The following is an 18907-nucleotide window of genomic DNA, read 5'->3' on the forward strand; positions in this document are numbered from 1 at the left end:
GGTATGGAAAATCAAGCGAACCCCTCATCTACAATAGAAGAACTCCAACAACAAAAGGCCAAGCTGGAACAGCAAAATGCCGAATTGACCGCTAAACTTCAGTGGTACGAGGAACAGTTCCGTCTGGCCCAGCATAAGCGCTTCGGCACCTCCAGCGAGAAGACCCATCCGGATCAGCTCGAGATGAACCTGTTCAATGAAGCCGAGGTGTTAGCGACCCCGGCTTCCGAAGAGCCGCAAACCGAGACCCTTACCTACAGCCGCAAGAAATGGACGGACACTCGCGAGGCCAAACTGGAGAAATTACCTATCGATACCCTTCACTATGAACTGCCTGAAGAGGAGCAGGTTTGTGCGTGCTGTGGCGGAGACCTTCATCCTATGAGCACGGAGACCCGCAACGAAATCACCGTGATTCCAGCAGAAGTCAGAGTCTTGCGTCACATTCGGCAGGTGTATGCCTGCCGCCGGTGTGAACGCGAAGCGATTCAGACTCCAATTGTCACAGCTCCTATGCCGAAATCGGTCTATCCCGGCAGTCTGGCTTCACCGTCCATTCTGGCGCATGTCATGAACCAGAAATATGTGGAGAGTCAGCCTCTCTACCGCCAGGAGCAACAGTTTGCCCGGCTCGGGCTGACGCTCTCGCGGCAGACCCTGGCAAATTGGATGATGTATGGGGCAGATCAATGGCTGACGCCGCTGTTTGAGCGAATGAAAGAACATTTGCTAGGGCAGGAGATTTTGCATGCGGACGAAACGACGCTGCAGGTGCTGCGGGAGCCTGGAAAGTCCGCCGAGTCGCAGTCGTACCTGTGGTTGTATCGGACCGGACGCAGTGGACCGCCCATCGTGTTGTACGAATACTGCAAGGCGCGTGGCGGGGAGCATCCCCGAAATTTCCTGGCCGGATTCAGGGGATACCTGCACGTGGATGGATACCCTGGCTACCATAAGGTAGCCGGGGTGACTCTGGTCGGGTGCTGGGCCCATGCGCGCCGCAAGTTTGACGAAGCGCTGAAGGCCTTGCCCGCCTCCGAAGCCAGGATTGGAACGGCTGCGCAGCAGGGACTCACCTTCTGCAATCAGTTGTTCGCGGTGGAGCGAGAACTGAAGGATGCGACGCCGGAAGAACGAGAGAACGTCCGAATGGAGCGCAGCCGCCCGATTCTGGATGCTTTTTCAGTATGGCTGCGTCAGCAAAAGTCTCGCGTCCTGCCCAAGAGTGCCCTGGGCCAAGCGATCACTTATTGCCTGAATCAATGGGAGAAGTTGTCCGCTTTCCTGAAGGACGGACGCCTGGAGATCGACAATAACCGCAGCGAACGGGCGATTAAACCGTTTGTGATTGGACGCAAAAACTGGCTTTTTGCCAACACCCCACGCGGAGCCAAGGCTAGTGCAGTCATCTATAGCGTGATGGAAACGGCAAAAGAAAACGGACTGAATCCGTTCCAGTACTTGAAGTTTCTATTTGAACAGCTTCCACAACTCCCTGATCTGAAAGATCCAGAAGCGCTGGACCCGTTCTTGCCTTGGTCAGCCGCTTTGCCACCGATCTGTCGGGTATTGAAATCCTAACCTCATTCTAAAATCGAGCCCTCATCTTGGTGTCAAGGTGTGGGCTGTTTGACGCTTACGTTCGATGGAGTATATAATATAGATTTGACAATACGATTTGAAGAATTAGGTGTTCAATTCTTAGTACTCGTAGAATGTAAACATCACAAAAGCCCAGTAAAAAGAGATTATGTTCAAGTGCTAAAAGATAGGATTAGATCTAGTGGAGCCCATAAAGGAATATTAGTATCTTCAAGTTCTTTTCAACGTGGGGCAATAACGTATGCAAAGGCACATAATATTGCACTCATAAGGGTAATCAATGATGAATTTAGATATGAAATAAGAAGTAGAGATAATTATTATAATAAAGTTATTCCAGATAAATTATCGGGTGCCTTAAATATGATTTGGGTTGAGGCAATCAATGATACTAGTCTTACTAGTAAACTCATTGAAGATTTCAATGAAGTTTTAGGTATCTCAGAGAAATGATTAATACTAGCTGTCATTACATTTGACATTCTTGGCATTCACTGCTTGGTCTGGCCAGAGATAAAAGCAGTAGGGGGGGTTAACGGTGGAGGATTTTTCTGTTAACTCATATATAAAATTAATGAAAGAGGATAAGTATATACCCTCTCAATGGGATTTTTTATATCTACTTAGTATGTTGGACAACTATCAAGAAGTTAAGTGGTTAGCAACTGAGTTTAAAAAGATGGGAAAACAAGTTACAAGAAAGATGCTACATTTTATGATTTACTACACTTCTTCAGTCAATGAATGCTTAGAAATAGCAAATGAGTTAAGCAGAAATAAAGTAAAAAGCCTTCGAAAAATGAATGCTGAATCCGTTTTTTCAATACTTTATATTCAGCTAATTCATTTATCTGATACTCGACAGCAGGCAGAGCGGTTTTTTGAAGAAGCGCATTCTAGGGGGATTAATCTGGGTGAAGGTCATGTAGAGCATTTTGGAAACTTGGGGAAAGTTAGAAGTACATTAGAGAGTGTTAAGAAGCACTTGGGTTCAACAAAACCAGATTACAATTTATAGTCGCAGTTGCTACAAATAAACGAGAGTAGGTTATATGATCTAGCAAGGGTCTCAAGAAAAGAATCTATTTCCAATACTATAATTACAAAAATGTACTCCCGCAATCCCTTTGTATCACTACTGGCAAAAAAAAATGGCCAAAGGTATTTGTCAACTTTGTGCTTGTCCTGCACCTTTTGTTGACAAGAAAGGTGAACCATATCTAGAAACTCATCATATAAATTGGCTTTCCCGGGGAGGTCATGACACAATAGAAAATACAGTAGCTCTATGCCCGAATTGTCATAAGAAAATTCATGAATTGGACCTAGAGAGTGACGTGCAAATATTATCTATAAGAAATAATTATTTACTTGAACATCTTCCCCTTGGGGGCAGAAATGACATCGTATCATGTCCATAACCTCAAAAAATTCGATAATACCGGCGAAGACATGGAGGATCTAATCTCCATCGGCACCATCGGCTTGATTAAAGCCATCGAGAGCTACCGCCCGAACAAAGGCACAAAGCTGGCCACTTTTGCTGCCCGTTGTATTGAAAATGAAATTCTGATGCACCTAAGATCCTTGAAGAAGACTCGTAAAGATGTATCTCTGCACGATCCAATTGGGACAGACAAGGAAGGTAATGAAATTACACTCATCGATATCCTCGGCTCAGAAGCCGATGATGTCATTAAAGAAGTTGATCTGAAGATCGAGAAGAGCAAGATTTATCGGAATCTGGATATACTGGATGATCGGGAAAAAGAAGTTGTGGTGGGTAGGTTTGGGCTGGATACAGGTGGAGAAGAGCGGACGCAGCGGGAGATTGCTAAGGAGCTAGGGATCTCGCGGAGTTATGTGTCTCGGATAGAGAAAAGGGCGCTGATGAAGTTGTATCATGAGTTTTATAAGGCGAAGCGCTAGGATTTTAGATAATAACTAAAGATTCACTATAGATTTTATTAAAAGCGACTTGCCAACAAGGGAGTTGCTTTTTTGTTCTGTTATGTGGTTCTAGATGAATAAAAACAAGTGGTTTTGGAATAACAGACGGACTTCAATTGAAGGCTTAGATGAAGAATATCGGGAACTTGGAGAGTTTGGACTTGTGGCCAGCGAGGACTAAGAGAAAATATGTCGATAAAACAGGTAGAGCGAGCGGTGAAGTAGAAGAAAGAAGTGCTAAAAAGTGCTCGAAGATCTGGATGCAAGACATGAGACAGAATGGTATGAAAAGATTGAGAGATCAGAAATGAAGAACCTTGATGATAAGAGACTGATAAAGAAGGTCTACGAGCAATACAATAGGGTCAGTAAATATCTTATCTAGGTCCTTAATTTTCAAAAGTGTTGAATTGAAAGTTATAACTAAATATTAATTGGAGTCTGTAAAATATATTGTGTAAACTCTCAAACCCATTAAAATGGAAGTAAGAGAAAGGTTGGGGAGAACACATGGGACTTTGGACAAAACAGCAGTTACGGGAATTTATTAAGGAAAACAATTTGGTAAGCGCACAGGATGCGCAGAATGCTCTAAAAGAGCTGTTTGCGGAGACGATTCAGGAGATGCTGGAAGCCGAAATGGATACTCATTTGGGCTATGGAAAGCATGAGGTGAAAGCGAAGCTCACGCCAAACAGCCGTAACGGAAAGAGCCGTAAAACCGTAGTCAGTGAGTATGGTGAGCAGGAAATCGCTATTCCTCGGGATCGGTTGGGCGAGTTTGAGCCCTTGGTCGTCAAGAAGCATCAGTCGAATGTAACGGGCATCGAAGAACAAATTATTGCGCTGTATGCGAAAGGGATTAGCACCCGAGAAATTCAGGACCATTTAGGGCAGATGTATGGTATTGAGGTATCTCCAACGCTCATTTCCAATGTCACGAACAAGATTGTGCCTCTCATTAAAGAATGGCAGAACCGGCCTCTGCAAGGGGTCTATGCCGTCGTCTATTTGGATGCGATCCACTTCAAAGTCAAGCAAGATGGGGCCATTATCAATAAGGCTGCCTACATGGTCATTGGCATTGATCTGGACGGAAACAAAGACGTGCTGGGGATGTGGATTGGTGAGAATGAGTCCTCCAAGTTCTGGCTGAGTGTGCTGAATGAACTGAAGAATCGCGGGGTTCAGGACATTCTCATTATCTGCGTGGATAACCTGTCCGGATTCTCTCAAGCGATTGCCGCCTGCTATCCTCAAACGGAAATCCAGAAGTGTATTATTCACCAAATCCGCAGCTCCACACGGTACGTGTCGTACAAGGATATTAAGAAGGTAACAGCCGACTTAAAGCCTATTTACAAGGCAGCTACCGAGGAAGGTGCCTTGCTTGAACTCGACCGTTTCGAGGAAGTTTGGGGAGCGAAATATCCCCTCATTATCCGTTCCTGGCGGACCAATTGGGACGAACTCGCTACCTTTTTCAAGTACCCGCCTGAGATCCGCAAACTGATTTACACCACCAATATGATTGAGAGTTACCACCGTCAGCTTCGTAAAGTGACGAAGGGAAAAAGCATCTTTCCCACAGATGAGGCGCTACTAAAAATGCTCTATCTGGCCACCGTCGACGTCACTCGGAAATGGACAGGACGTGTCCAAAACTGGGGGCAAATGCTGCTCCAGCTGTCGGTCTTTTTCCCCGATCGGGTCGGTCAACACTTGCGTTAAATTCGCGACTTCCCCCTCGGGGGAATCTGTGCTTAAAAGAGTTTACACAAAATTATTGACAGACCCATTAATTGACTTAGTTCAACTCCTTATAGTTAGTATGTTACAATCTGGAAAGGTATCGTTTCCAGTCTGTCATAATACACTAAATCTATTGCAGAGATATAAGTTACTTTTACATACATAGTATATTTCTCAGTGATAGAGCTTTTATACCAATCTACTAAGGGAATTGAAAACACTGATATCTCTTGACTACGATTCTATAGAAAACAAGGTGTTCCTGAGATGACTTTGAAGAAAAGGATTTTTTTCATTTATTTAATAAGTTCGTTGATTCCGTTTGTTTTTATCAGCTTGATCTCATATTATACGATCAATTCGATTCTAACCAATAAACTTGAAACAGGTATCCAAAGTAATCTTAAGCAAGTGACCTTATCCTTGGATAACTCGCTCAGTAGCCTTAATCACATCTCGCAACAGTTTGCTTACGAAGGCACCATCCTGAAAGAACTGGATGAGCTAATGCGGACGGAGGAACCGTTTCGTCGGATGAAATTGCAGCATCAGTTCAAAAGTAAATTGAATTTGATCACCTTCACTAATCCGGAGATCGGCCTTGCTATGTACTATTTTGATAAAGATCAAACCTATCATTTCACCAATTTCCCAGTAAAGTATAGTTTTTCTCCCAACAAACTGCCTCTTTTTGCCCAATCTTATGGCATTACTTACTACGGGCCGCACGAAAGTTTTAACCGGCTTGATAATGAATACGTATTGTCTGTACTTAGAAAAGTGAATTTTCCCGGACGGGATGATGTGTATGTCTATATTGAATCAGGATTTCAATTATTGAAAAACATGCTTGATAATGAGGAGGCACAAAACAACTCTTCACGCTTGATTCTTCTGGATGCGGAGGGGAGGATCATATACAGTGAAGTTCCACGTCTGTTCAAGAGTGGAACATTTTTCCCTGAATCTGACAAAGGAAAAAATTCCGGCCACAGCAACGATTATTACTGGTTCCAACAAAAGAGTAAGCAAGGTTGGAGCGCAATTTCAGTTTTTGCGGAAGCGGATTTCAACCGGGAAAAGAACAGGTGGTTCCTTCAAATTTCTCTATTCTCTTTAGTGTTCCTTAGCGTGGCATTAATCATGGCCTGGGTCTTGTGGAAAATGGTCTACAGGCCGCTTAATTTGTTCCATAACGAAATCAAGATGATGACGCACGCCGAGCATCAAGTGACTCTTAAGTCAACGAAGATCCCGGAATTCGACAGTTTACTGCGACAATTTCAAAATATGAAGAAAAACATTTGGGAATTGTTCGGCGAAGTTAAGGAAAAAGAAAAGCAACGCGTTGATCTGGAAGTGGAAAAGCTGCTCTACCAAATCAACCCCCATTTTTTGATGAATACCTTAGATACCGCACACTGGCTGGCGGTTATGAACGGTCAGCATGAAATTGACCGCCTCATCCAGGCTTTGAATAAATTATTATATTATAATCTGGGGAAATTAGGCCGTCCTTCTACCATCGAGGAAGAGATTAATGCTATTAAGCAGTATTTGACGCTGCAGCAAATTCGATATGATTTTCAATTCGATGTCCGTATCCAGGTGGACGAAGTCTTGCTAAAAAAAGAGGTACCCCGGTTTATCCTTCAACCGCTCGTTGAGAATTCTCTGTACCATGGGCTTGACGATGAAGGATACATCCTGGTTATTGTCAGGCTGAACCAAGGTATAGAGATTGCCGTACATGACAATGGAGTGGGAATGTCCGATGAACATATTCAAAAACTGTTGACCAACAAGACATCAGAGCAACAGAAGTCAGGGATGGGAATCGGAATGAATTACGTTAAACGGACGATTGAATCCCGTTATGGTCAGCTGGCCAAGCTGGAGATTAAAAGCGAACCAGGCAAAGGAACTAGTATTTTCCTAACGCTACCGCTAGAAGAGGAGAGAGTATAAACATGATTAAGGTACTTGTTGTGGATGATGACAAATTGGTCCGTAAAGGACTAATTTCAATGATGCCATGGCAGGAATTTGATATGAAGGTTGTTGGTGAGGCGAGCAATGGGGAAAAGGCCCTCCAGTTTTTAGAGTCTCATTCTGTTGATTTAGTATTGACTGACTTAGGCATGCCAGTCATGTCGGGCATTGAGTTAATGCGGGTTTTACGCAAACGTTATTCAGAACTTCACGTTGTCGTTCTTACGGTGCATCAGGATTTTGAATATGTGCAAGAGGCGCTTCGGCTTGGGGCTATAGATTATATTTCCAAGGTCGATCTAGATTTAGAGAAGGAGCAGCTTGAAGACATGCTCGGAAGAATTGCCGACAGAATACAAGGGCAAGCACGTCAAGGAATAGTCCACCAAGATGGGGCATTGGAGCAAGGATATTCCGTCGTGGTTCTTGATCACAAGGATTTAAAAGACTGGGCCGAGGAATTGAAATATATCCCTGATATCAAGGTGGTTGAAGTGGATCGAAACAACTGGTTAGTGCTTGCTTTAAATGGAAATGAGCGCGATCTATTTGATGAACTATCAAAACGTATCCGTTTGTTGCAGAACGTTGTGCTAATTCAATTGTCGGATCTGCAACAATTCACATTGACTCAAGTTCAGCGATGGGTTAGAAGCTTTACGGAAAGAGAGTTATTCTATGAATATAATCCCGACAACACGATTCTGTCGGTGTGCATTAATAAGAATTATGACGATCTGTATGAACAGAATTGGGGAGTAGGAGATCAACTGGAAGAGCCGAAGGAACTGTTGTTGTCTGGGGAGTGGCTTTACGATGATGTATTGTTCCAGCGGCTTTTAATACAATTAAAGATGCTTCGTATACCGCAAACGCGACTGATCGGTTTATTATATTCTTTTGTTAACGAATGGAACAGAGCTTTTGCCGGAACGGTGTTTGGAAAGATCAAGCTTGATGAGACACTTCATTCCTGGTTTCAGATTGAGCGTTGGCTGGAGGATACCCGCACAATGATTCGGTACACAGCGCTTCAAACTAATTACTCTCCGGAGATTGTCAACTGTGTGCTGAAAGCGGAGAAAAAGGTGCGGATGAGATTGGATCAACCGTTGACCTCTGCCGAGGTGGCGAAAGAAATGAATATGAGCCGGAGTTATTTTAGTCAGTGCTTTAAAGATATCATTGGACGTACTTTCAAGGATTACGTTCGTGAATTACGGATGGAAAAGGCGAAGCAGTATCTGGTGCATACGAACAATACGATTCAATGGATTGCCGAGCATACTGGATATACGGATGAAAAATATTTCAGCCGCACCTTTCGCGATTTAACCGGACTACTTCCGAGTGAATATCGGGTTCGTAAACGTATTCCCCAATAAATCGTTGTGTTTAAGGAGGACCGCATGCTGAAAAGAAGTTTAATGATTCTGTTACTCATATCGCTAATATTATCTGTATCCGCTTGCAGTCAGAACAAAACCGATATCATCAAGGAAAAGGGGGAGGATCCAGCGTTCGAGAAATACGAAGTACCGACTACGCTGAATATCGTAATGGGAGTTGATCCCAACTACAAGTCATATACAGGGGAAACCCCCGCTAATAATCCGTGGATTAAGACAATTAAAGCCAAGTTGAATGTGAATATCCATATCGACTGGTTTGCTACACATGAGAATATGGATCAAAGAATTGACTTGGCGATTTCCAGCAATGTGCTTCCTGATGCAATGGTGGTTTCTCCCTATCAATTTAATCAAATGGTTGAGGCGGATGAACTGGAGGATCTGACAAAAGCTTATGAGGAGTACGCCTCACCGGTCATGAAACGCATTATTGAAGGCACTAACGCGGGACTAAAGGAAGACGTTATGATAAACGGAAAAATGCTTGCTTTACCTTCAGCTAATCCTGAAGATTTTAGCATGATGTGGATAAGGAAAGATTGGCTGGACAGATTGGGATTGGCACCTCCATCCACAATGAAAGAATTGGAGAGTGTAGCGAAGGCGTTTGTTGAACAAGATCCTGATGGCAATGGGCAAAAGGATACAATCGGCATTGCCGCTGGAACTTCCCTTTATGACGAATACAATGCAGGGCCAGGAAGTTTTAACCTGAATCCAATATTCTCTGCCTATGATTCATACCCGGGTTTTTGGCTGAAAGGTAAGAACGGAATGCCAGTTTACGGATCGATTCAGCCGGAAACCCGAACTGCGCTGGCCGCACTTCGTGAGCTGTATGCCAAGGGGCTGATTGATCGTGAAATGGGAATCCGTGAGACGGAGGCGGAGGTCGTGATCGAGGGTAAGGCAGGTATATTCTTCGCTCCTTCCTTCGGGGGAGATTGGCCAATCCCGGAAGCGCTGAAGAATAATCCGCGGGCGAACTGGCAGGCTTACGCCTTGCCACTTGATACCGCAGGCAAATTTAATGTGAAGATATTCCGGCCGACGCAATCTTATATTGTTGTGCGCAAGGGCTATGAACATCCTGAGGCTATTATCAAAATTGCGAACTTGACATTGAGAGACAGGGAGAAATATGGGGATGTTTTTCAACCTTTACAGAATATGCTCGTACCACGGGATGAAATTGCCTTTTCGGTAAGAGCTATTCAAGACGTGATGGCCGGAAGGCAGGAGGCGGGCAATTTTCAGGGGAAGGAAGAGTATCCGATGCTGGCAAGTGATCTGGAAACTATTTATAATGTCAAACGGCCTCCTTACGATAACACCGATATTCAATATTGGAATCTACGGGACGGTAATTTCAGACGTGCCTATTCCTTGCTGGTCGGAGGAAAGAACCTGTATGATCCGAATTTGAATAAGGTTTACAGCATCTACAATGAAGGCAGGAATTCTTTCGCGAGACAATGGAAGTATCTTGCGGATGAGGAGATGGATGTGTTTACACAAATCATTATGGGGGTGGTTCCGCTGGAAACGTTCGATCAGTGGGTCCAAAATTGGAAGCTCCAGGGAGGCGAGCAGATTACCGATGGGATTGCAAAGGCAATATCCCCTTAAGAGGATCTGAAGGTAGACATACGTCGCTCATCAGGAGGGGGAATGTCGTCTGGCACTAATCATTTATCCACCTTATCTCGGGACGGATTCCTATCTTAGGAATCCGTCCTTTCCTTGTATCCTTAATATATAGGAATCGAATTGAAATGAAAGCGATTGCAAAGCTGTTTTGCGGCTGCAGCAGTATTCCTTTATTAATATGAGAGGTGTTTAAATGGATGAAATTGCATCTGACGAAAGTGAAACACTCCCGAATTTTGCTGGCCTGCTTCATGACGCTCGCAGTATCTGGATGCAGGCCGATCAGTGAAATTTCCGCTGTGCAAGTGGTAAGTCAAGGAGGGGTGAAGGCTTTAACAACAGATAAGGCCAACTATAAACCCGGTGAATCTGTGAGCTTCTCCCTCCAGTTGAGTTCGCCGGCGCCTAAGGCGGAGCTGATCATCCAGTACCGGCATTTAGGTGAGAAGATTGGCAGTCAAAAGGTGAAAACGGATGAAGGTCAGGCCTCCTGGAGCTGGACTCCACCCAAGGAAGACTATAAAGGATACATGGTGGAAGTTTTTGTGTCCCGAGATTACAAGATTACAGATCAGATGAATATTGCGGTTGACGTTTCCTCGGATTGGAGCAAATTTCCGCGTTATGGTTACTTGTCTGATTTCCCGAGTATGGGTCAGGGACAAGTGGAGAAAGCCATTGAACGCTTGAACAGATTCCATATTAATGGAATCCAATTCTACGATTGGCAATACAAGCATCATGACCCGATCAAAACCTTTGACGGCAAACCTGCGAAAGAATGGGAGGATATCGCGAGCAGGAAGATTTCCTTCAATACAGTGAAAAGCTATATCAATCTGGCCCACAGCCGAAATATGAGGGCCATGAATTATAATCTCATTTTTGGCGCTTATGAGGATGCGGCCAAAGATGGGGTCAGTAAGGAATGGGGGTTGTTTAAAGACCGCGACCTAACTGATCAGGATAAGCATCCACTTCCGGGCTGGATCAGTGATATTATGCTGTATGACCCGAGCAATCCTGAATGGCAGAGCTATCTGATTGCGAAAGAAAAGGGAGTGCTTGAGCACTTGCCGTTCGACGGATGGCATGTTGATCAATTGGGAGACCGGGGAACGCTCTATAATTCGGAGGGGCAGATCGTCAAGCTTCCGCAAGCTTACGTTTCATTTCTAAAAGCAGCTAAAAAAGAGCTGGACGTCGATTATGTCATGAATGCGGTTGATCAGTACGGACAAGGATTACTGGCGGCATTGGCACCTGTTGATTTTCTCTATACAGAGGTCTGGTCCTATCCTGAATATGGGGATCTGAAAGAGGTTATTGACAGCAATAACCGCGCCGGCAGAAATAAATTAAATACGGTCCTAGCTGCTTATATGAACTATGAGCATTCCAAATCCGGACAGGGAATGTTCAATACACCAGGCGTGCTGCTGACGGATGCAGTGATATTTGCATCGGGCGGGTCTCATCTGGAGCTTGGGGAAAATATGCTGTCAAATGAATATTTCCCCAACAAAAATTTGTCTGTGCCGCCTGAGCTTGAAGCACAGCTGATTCGTTACTACGACTTCCTCACAGCTTACCAAAACATTTTACGGGACGGCCTGAAGAATTTGGAGCTTAAGGTCTCCGGGTCGGCAGACGTTGAAATCAAACCGCAACCTGAACAAGGGAGAATTTGGTCGTTCACAAAGCACAAGGCTGATACTGATATTATTCATTTCATCAATTTCATCGGTGCGACAACGATGGAGTGGAAGGACAATCAGGCGGAGCAAGCTGAACCGCCCGAGCTTGAAAAGGTGGACGTTGTCTTCCCTGCGAAACGGAAGGTAAGCAAAGTTATGTTTGCTTCCCCTGATTATTATCAGGGCTCCCCAATCATACTGAAATTTGAGCAGAAGGATGGAAACGTATTCCTGCAACTGCCGAAACTAAAATACTGGGATCTAATCACCGTCGAATACGAATGATGGAGCTTAAGCTTCAACGAAATCAATATGCAAATTATGGAGGGTCTTATGAAAAAGAGAATAACTGTTGTTTCTTCAATCATGTTAGTTTTCTCACTTCTGCTATCCGCTTGCTCCGGTAATGCTAACACGAACTCGGCAAATGTAAACAACTCGGAAGTCTATGGTGGAAATAATCAGAATACAGAAGGCCAGGAAGCCGAAACGAACTGGACAGACGAGGATGGAAACGGCGTAGCTGACTGGCAGGAAAAGCAAATTGAACTGGATTATGCCATGCGCTTCTACGGTGAAAATGATGATACGAACCCGATGTTCTTGAACATCCGCAAATTCATGGATAAGTATCCGAACATCACGGTTGCCCGTGATTCCCAGTTCGCCATTGAGCAGTCAGATACGGATGAACTCGAAATTCTGACGGCGAGAGCGATGGAGGGAACGCTGCCCGATATTTTCTATTCGCCGCTGGCCGCCGAATCCTATGACCGTGAGCTTACGCTTGATTTAACATCCTATCTTGACAAAGACCCGGAGTCCAAATGGATTTCTGAAAATGCGAAAAGTTTTATGACCACGTATGACGGGAAGGGGATTTATGGGATTCCGTTCCAGTCTGTGTCCGAATTCCCTGCAGTAAACCTGAATCTGCTGAAGGAAAATAATATCGCTATACCGCCTTACAACTGGACCTATGCAGATTATGAACACCTGCGTTCGGAGGTCGCCAAACTTACTCCGAATAATCCGGTGTTCCCGGGAGGCATCGGTTTTATCGACCATGGCCCACACTATTTTGACGGTATTCCAAACGGCTGGAAAGGGTTTAACTCCGAAACCAAGAGATTTGATTTCGCGAACAGCAAGAAATACGGTATGTGGCTAGACCAGTTCGCAAAGGAAGATAAGCAAGGCTTATGGTTCTGGGATTTGCCGGAAGATGTCCGGAAGAAGAAGGTTGGCGAATCTACCAACCCTTGGGCAGACGGTTTGGAAGCGGTCGGAAACTTCTGGCTGTATTCACTGAGTACGGATGTGAATGAAATGATCAAAACCCGGAAAATGGATATCGATATTTACCCGATGCCGACTGCACCTGAGGGGGGCATCACGGATCTGCATGGATATTATGACACATTAAGCTTGTCCAGCGCACTGGATGAAGATCCGGTCAAAGCTGAAGCAGCCTATCAATTGCTTAAATGGCTGACCTACGGTGAAGAGGGGTTGAAATCCCGCTGGGCATTGATCGACGAGTATATGGGTCTTCCCGAAGATGCGCCAATACGGGCGGAGGATCAGCTGATGGACTTCATTCAGGGCTGGCCGGTTACGACCAATCCTGAAGTCTTGAAGAACCACCCCCTGGTTAAGGGCTTCCCGGAAGATAGTGAATTGGCCATCTTTAACTTCCAGGCATTCCAGAATGTCGACTTCCAGCAAATGCTGTCCAATCCGGTGCCTTACCCGAGACAGCTTCCGGGCGTCGTTAAAGCTTATGATACCTTGAACCCGTGGGAAATCAGAAATCAGATCAGAGACAAAGGCAAAAAGTACAGTGATGTCGCAGCGGAATGGGATTCAATGATGAACAAAACGCTTGATGATTACCTGGGCGAGTATAACGCTAAATAAAACAAACACTGCAATACCCATAACTACCGGTTAGGCGGAATCCGATCGGTAGTTATGGTCACTTTAGTAAAACTTGACGATGTAAGGTTGTGATCAAGTGCAAACCAAGGGAAAAATCGGGTATGTAATAGCCGGTTTTGGATTCATTGCAGTGGCTGCCGGAGTACTTGCCGTCAGCTTAACGGATAACGATGCCCGAACCGTGTTGTCGCAAGCCGAATCTCAACGGAGCATAGCGGCTGTCGAGGCCTATATGACCAACAAAAGCGGTGACAGTAACTACTACAATGTTCTCAAACAGTGGACCAAAGACCAGGTTGCTGCTCCGATACTGCCTGAGAGCATTCCAATGAAGCTTGTCAAGGGCGGGCAAATCTATAGTTCTTCGCGAAGTGAAGGCTATGGCGGCGATGTCCTTTACGCTGCACCAAAGGATGTTCTGAATTATGAAGTAGAGGTCCAGGACGAGGGTCTGTATGAAATTTGGCTCGACGACTATATTTTAGAGCAGTCTACTTTAAACCCTGAGCTCCAGGTAGAGATCAACGGCAAGAAGCAGTATAACGAAATGAATGAGCTGAAGCTCGCAATAGATTGGAAAACACAGAATACGGAGCACAAGGTTGACCGTTACGGGGACGAACTGACTCCCAAGTCGGTGATCTCTGCGTCCTGGCGGAATGAAGGACTTTCTGATCCTAACTTCTTTTATACGGAGCCCATGAAATTCCATTTGAACAAAGGCAAAAATCTCATTTCGTTCACGCTGAAGGAGGGATATGTGCTGATCGGGAAGGCGTGGTTGAACAATACGGCCAGTCCCGAGCTTTCTTATAAAGAATATGCGGCGGCACATGGAGCAGAGAAGCCGGTTTCAGAACCTGTTGTGACGATTGAAGCCGAAGATATCGCCGTGAAAAGCAGACAAAGCATTCGGGCCAAATATGTCCGTAATTCGAGCATTACTCCCTATTCATACAAACACCGGCTGTTGAATGTGCTGGATGGTTATTCGTTCGGAGAAAGCGGTGACAAGGTCTCTTATCCGCTTGAGGTTAAGGAAAGCGGCTTCTATCATCTGACCTTCAAGTATTCCCAAGATACCAATAACGGGATGCCGACACACCGGCGTATTGAAATTGACGGAGAAGTTCCCTTCAGTGAACTGAAGTCTTATTCATTTGACTATTCCAGCGGCTGGACGAATGCAACTCTTCAGGATGAACAAGGTGTTCCTTATGAAATATATCTGGAAAAAGGGAAACATACCCTGTCGCTGTCCATTGATAATACTCGGATAAGAGATATTTATCATGAACTGCTCAAAACGGCTGAGATGATTGATTCCACAAGCCAAAGCGTTAACCGCTTGACAGGAGGGCTTGTCGATAAACAGAGGAAATGGAATATACAAAAATATATTCCTGAAATCTCAACCTATCTGGAAGGAATTTCTGCAAAGCTTGAGGAGCAGAAGCTCACCCTGATCGAAGAGACAGGTAATAGGGATTTACCTGCGCTGTCACAGCTTGAAGTAGCCAAGCAATTGGTGGAGGAATTTATTGGGGATTCGAATGAGTTGCCCCATTACATGGGCAAATTTATGGGCGACCAATCCTCCGCTTACGGACGGATTAAATCGGTCCTGCCTATGCTGGTGTATAATCCGATGCATCTGGACAAGATCTATGTTGGCAACAGCGAGGAATTGCCCAAGGCAGATTCCGGCTTGCTTACAAGCTCTGTCGAGAATGTTAAAGCTTTCTTCTATTCCTTTGGCAATCCCCGGTATGCAAAGGCCGGAGAGATAGATGATGACACGGTTGAGATTTGGGTCAATCAGTCCAGATTGTATGTAGAAATTATGCAGCGGATGATCGATGAGGAGTTTACGCCTGCTACTGGAATCAAGATCAATCTGTCCATATTGCCGGACGAAAACAAGATCGTGCTCTCCAATGCGGCTAACAGCACCCCTGATGCAGCGATGGGTGTCAGCTTTGGCAAACCCTTTGAATTGGCCATTCGGGGAATTATTGAGGATTTAAGGGGTTACGACGGTTTTTACAAATTGGCTGAAGAGTTCCATCCTGGAGCGTTTATTCCTTTTATTTACGATGAAGGTGTTTATGCATTTCCGGAAACTCAGGATGTCAAGCTGTTATTCTACCGGAAGGATATCCTAAAATTTCTGGGTGAAGAGCCTCCGCAGACCTGGGAGGATGTAGCGGGCCTTGTCCCAATGCTGCAGAAATATGATATGAACTTCTATACTCCGCTGGGATCAAATAATTCCTTTAAGGGATTCGATACCACGACGCCATTTCTATACCAGTTTGGCGGGCAATTGTACGATGAAACCGGAAGTAAGACCGCCATCAACAAAGAAGGCGCCTACAAGGGTTTTGAATTCATGACAGACCTATTCACGGTCTATAACGTACCGATTACAACCTCAGAATTCTTCCAAAACTTCAGAAACGGGAAGGCACCAGTAGGAATTGGCGATGCTAATACCTACATTCAATTGAAGTATGCTGCACCGGATCTTGCAGGACAATGGGGAGTTCTTCCGATTCCGGGTGTCAGAAATGATGCGGGTGTAATTGAACGCTGGGATCCTACGTACGGCTCCTCCAGTATCATTTTTAAGAACAGTGACAAGAAAAAGTCGGCTTGGGAGTTTATCAAGTGGTGGGAAAGCGCAAATGTGCAAAGTGAGTTCTCTTATAATATCAAATCGACCCTGGGAGAGAAGTTCCTCTATATGACTGCGAATTTGAAGGGCTTTGCCGACAGTGCATGGCCTTCCGATTCGAAGGACGCGATCATGGAGCAGTGGGAATGGATTCAAGCGACCGGGAAGGTCCCGGGCGATTACGTGGTGGAACGTGAGATCAGCAATGCATGGAATGCGGTCGTCTTTAGTAAGCAAAATCCGCGAACGGCTCTGGATAATGCGGTCAAAACCATCAACCGGGAGCTTGAAAGGAAGCTGAAGGAATTTGGGTACATTGCTGACGGGAAATTGGTCAAACCCTATAAGGTTCCGACCATTGATAATGTAGAGAATTGGGTGAGAGAAAATGGAAAGTAGCGCCCCGATTAACCGGAGATTGAAGCCTGGCCTGAGAGGAAAAACCGAAAGCCGCTTTAAACGCGTAGCAGATTCTCCTTATCTGTTCATCATGCCTTATGCCATATTGTTTTTGTTGTTGATTGTACTTCCGGTAGTCATTGCCGCGGCGATGTCATTTACGTACTTTAATACAGTTGAATTCCCTAGATTTGTCGGCTTCCGGAATTACATCGACTTGTTTACAGGTGATACGGTGTTTCTCCAGAATGCGGTGCCGAATACGCTGCTGTACGGCATTATCGTAGGGCCCTTCGGATACATGCTGGCTTTTATGCTGGCATGGATGCTGTCCCAGGTGACTCACAGAATGAGAACCCTGTATACCGTTATTATCTATTCTCCTTCCATAACAGGCCCTGTCATGATGGCGGTTGTATGGAAAGTGCTGTTCAGCGGAGATCAGGCCGGCTATCTAAACTACTGGCTGCTGAAGCTGAACATCGTCCGGGAGCCGGTGCAATGGTTGCAGTCTCCGGAGCTGCTGATGCCGATCATGATATTTATCGCGCTTTGGGGAAGCATGGGTGTAGGCTTTCTGGCGATGCTGGCTGGTCTGCTCAATATTGACAGGACAATGTACGAGGCTGCTTATATTGATGGCATCCGCAACCGTTGGCAGGAGATATTCTACATTACGATTCCGTCCATGAAGCCGCAAATGCTGTTCGGTGCAGTGATGGCTATTATCGGCACATTTAATGCAGCGGGGATGGCCGCTACACTTAGCGGAGGGACACCGCCCCCCCAATACGTTGGATGGCTGATCGTTGACCATGCCAACGATTTCGGTTTTGTCCGTTATGAGATGGGCTATGCCTCTGCGGTTACTGTAGCTTTGTTATGCATTGTTATTTTATTCAACAAGGTCAGCTACAAGCTGTTCGGAGAATAAATAAATAGTGTTTATCCTTTCGTTAGTGTGGTGAGAAGAATGGTCAAGTTCAATCCCGATAAACTGCATAAAGACCAGCTGGGCTTTCATATATTTTTGCTTGTGTTGTCCATATTTATGGTCCTTCCGATTGTGTTTATCATTAATAATTCATTCAAACCGTTTACGGAGTTGTTTGCGTATCCGCCTAGGTTTTTCGTAAGCCAGCCGACTTTTGAGAATTTCCGTCTACTGCTTCATTTTTCCGCGGAATCAGGACTTCCGTTATCCAGATACGTATTTAACAGTGTCCTCACGACAACGATTGTTATTCTGTCGACGTTAGCGGTTAGTTCCATGGCGGCCTTCGGACTGTCGAAGCTGCATTTCAAAGGCAAGGAGACCTTTAACAAGATTAACACGCTGGCTCTGATGTTTGTGCCGGTCGCTGTAGCGATTCCGCGTTTTCTCATTATTGAGAAAATGGGTGTGTTCAATACCTACTTCGCGCACATTATCCCGATGCTGGCGATGCCAATCGGTATTTTCTTGCTCAAGCAATTTATGGATCAGGTTCCGGATGATCTGATTGAAGCCTCCAAAATGGATGGAGGAGGAAACTGGCGAGTATATTGGAGCGTGATGCTGCCGATGGTGAAGCCGGCCCTCGTGACTGTCGCGATATTGACCTTCCAGGCCAGCTGGGGCAATGCTGAGAGCTCTGCCAATTTCATGAACGATGAATCCCTGCGCACACTGCCCTTCTACTTGAACACCTTGGTGGCGCAATCGGGGAACATCGTTGCTGGGGCGGGATTGTCGGCCGTAGCCGGACTAGTCATGTTCCTGCCGAATCTGATACTGTTTATAATTTTACAAAATAAGGTCATGGATTCCATGGCTCATACGGGGATTAAGTGAT

Annotated in this window: 14 protein-coding genes; all 14 read left to right on the forward strand. The window is 45.2% G+C overall.

The features are described 5' to 3' along the window. Nucleotides 1-3: 3 nt before the first annotated feature. Nucleotides 4-1581, forward strand: coding sequence for an IS66 family transposase (locus NSU15_RS07400; protein WP_076147732.1), 1578 nt, complete (start codon nt 4-6; stop codon nt 1579-1581). Between the two features lie 48 nt (nt 1582-1629). Next, nucleotides 1630-2055: a restriction endonuclease gene (locus NSU15_RS07405; protein WP_339289784.1), complete on the forward strand. Its 426-nt coding sequence runs from the start codon at nt 1630-1632 to the stop codon at nt 2053-2055. An 85-nt stretch (nt 2056-2140) separates the two neighbouring features. Beyond that, nucleotides 2141-2620, forward strand: a complete 480-nt coding sequence (locus NSU15_RS07410; protein WP_076119906.1) for a hypothetical protein — start codon at nt 2141-2143, stop codon at nt 2618-2620. Nucleotides 2621-2753: 133 nt separating this feature from the next. Further along, nucleotides 2754-3023, forward strand: coding sequence for an HNH endonuclease (locus NSU15_RS07415; RefSeq protein WP_249923569.1), 270 nt, complete (start codon nt 2754-2756; stop codon nt 3021-3023). Then, complete coding sequence (sigK, locus tag NSU15_RS07420) at nt 3001-3531, forward strand: RNA polymerase sporulation sigma factor SigK (protein ID WP_076119904.1); 531 nt, start codon at nt 3001-3003, stop codon at nt 3529-3531. Before NSU15_RS07415 ends, sigK begins: the two co-directional genes overlap by 23 nt. A 531-nt stretch (nt 3532-4062) precedes the next feature. Further along, nucleotides 4063-5283, forward strand: a complete 1221-nt coding sequence (locus NSU15_RS07425; protein WP_076119303.1) for an IS256 family transposase — start codon at nt 4063-4065, stop codon at nt 5281-5283. A gap of 288 nt (nt 5284-5571) precedes the next feature. Then, nucleotides 5572-7272 (forward strand): histidine kinase, encoded by a 1701-nt coding sequence (locus tag NSU15_RS07430; RefSeq protein WP_042125229.1) that lies wholly within the window; start codon nt 5572-5574, stop codon nt 7270-7272. A 2-nt stretch (nt 7273-7274) separates the two neighbouring features. Further along, nucleotides 7275-8681: a response regulator gene (locus NSU15_RS07435; protein ID WP_076099594.1), complete on the forward strand. Its 1407-nt coding sequence runs from the start codon at nt 7275-7277 to the stop codon at nt 8679-8681. Between the two features lie 24 nt (nt 8682-8705). Further along, the gene (locus NSU15_RS07440) at nt 8706-10337 is read left to right on the forward strand and encodes an extracellular solute-binding protein (protein ID WP_076099593.1); all 1632 of its coding nucleotides are present in this window, start codon (nt 8706-8708) and stop codon (nt 10335-10337) included. Between the two features lie 218 nt (nt 10338-10555). Further along, nucleotides 10556-12340: a glycoside hydrolase family 66 protein gene (locus NSU15_RS07445; RefSeq protein WP_339289785.1), complete on the forward strand. Its 1785-nt coding sequence runs from the start codon at nt 10556-10558 to the stop codon at nt 12338-12340. A gap of 48 nt (nt 12341-12388) precedes the next feature. Next, nucleotides 12389-13975 carry an ABC transporter substrate-binding protein gene (locus NSU15_RS07450; protein WP_339289786.1) on the forward strand — a complete coding sequence of 529 codons (1587 nt, stop codon included), beginning with the start codon at nt 12389-12391 and terminating at the stop codon, nt 13973-13975. A gap of 97 nt (nt 13976-14072) precedes the next feature. Continuing rightward, nucleotides 14073-17072, forward strand: a complete 3000-nt coding sequence (locus NSU15_RS07455) for an extracellular solute-binding protein (RefSeq protein ID WP_339289787.1) — start codon at nt 14073-14075, stop codon at nt 17070-17072. Next, nucleotides 17062-18006, forward strand: a complete 945-nt coding sequence (locus NSU15_RS07460) for a sugar ABC transporter permease (RefSeq protein WP_339289788.1) — start codon at nt 17062-17064, stop codon at nt 18004-18006. Before NSU15_RS07455 ends, NSU15_RS07460 begins: the two co-directional genes overlap by 11 nt. Before the next feature lie 39 nt (nt 18007-18045). Beyond that, the gene (locus tag NSU15_RS07465; protein ID WP_076119313.1) at nt 18046-18906 is read left to right on the forward strand and encodes a carbohydrate ABC transporter permease; all 861 of its coding nucleotides are present in this window, start codon (nt 18046-18048) and stop codon (nt 18904-18906) included. Nucleotide 18907 lies beyond the last annotated feature (1 nt).

Origin of the sequence: Paenibacillus sp. FSL E2-0201, assembly GCF_037963325.1 — a bacterium.
Lineage (GTDB): Bacteria > Bacillota > Bacilli > Paenibacillales > Paenibacillaceae > Paenibacillus_AQ.

What these genes read in the sequence shown, in the direction of transcription:
- NSU15_RS07400 (WP_076147732.1), top strand. Translation starts at nt 4, where the DNA reads ATGGAAAATCAAGCGAACCCCTCATCTACAATAGAAGAACTCCAACAA.
- NSU15_RS07415 (WP_249923569.1), top strand. Translation starts at nt 2,754, where the DNA reads ATGGCCAAAGGTATTTGTCAACTTTGTGCTTGTCCTGCACCTTTTGTT.
- sigK (WP_076119904.1), top strand. Translation starts at nt 3,001, where the DNA reads ATGACATCGTATCATGTCCATAACCTCAAAAAATTCGATAATACCGGC.
- NSU15_RS07425 (WP_076119303.1), top strand. Translation starts at nt 4,063, where the DNA reads ATGGGACTTTGGACAAAACAGCAGTTACGGGAATTTATTAAGGAAAAC.
- NSU15_RS07430 (WP_042125229.1), top strand. Translation starts at nt 5,572, where the DNA reads ATGACTTTGAAGAAAAGGATTTTTTTCATTTATTTAATAAGTTCGTTG.
- NSU15_RS07435 (WP_076099594.1), top strand. Translation starts at nt 7,275, where the DNA reads ATGATTAAGGTACTTGTTGTGGATGATGACAAATTGGTCCGTAAAGGA.
- NSU15_RS07440 (WP_076099593.1), top strand. Translation starts at nt 8,706, where the DNA reads ATGCTGAAAAGAAGTTTAATGATTCTGTTACTCATATCGCTAATATTA.
- NSU15_RS07445 (WP_339289785.1), top strand. Translation starts at nt 10,556, where the DNA reads ATGAAATTGCATCTGACGAAAGTGAAACACTCCCGAATTTTGCTGGCC.
- NSU15_RS07450 (WP_339289786.1), top strand. Translation starts at nt 12,389, where the DNA reads ATGAAAAAGAGAATAACTGTTGTTTCTTCAATCATGTTAGTTTTCTCA.
- NSU15_RS07460 (WP_339289788.1), top strand. Translation starts at nt 17,062, where the DNA reads ATGGAAAGTAGCGCCCCGATTAACCGGAGATTGAAGCCTGGCCTGAGA.
- NSU15_RS07465 (WP_076119313.1), top strand. Translation starts at nt 18,046, where the DNA reads ATGGTCAAGTTCAATCCCGATAAACTGCATAAAGACCAGCTGGGCTTT.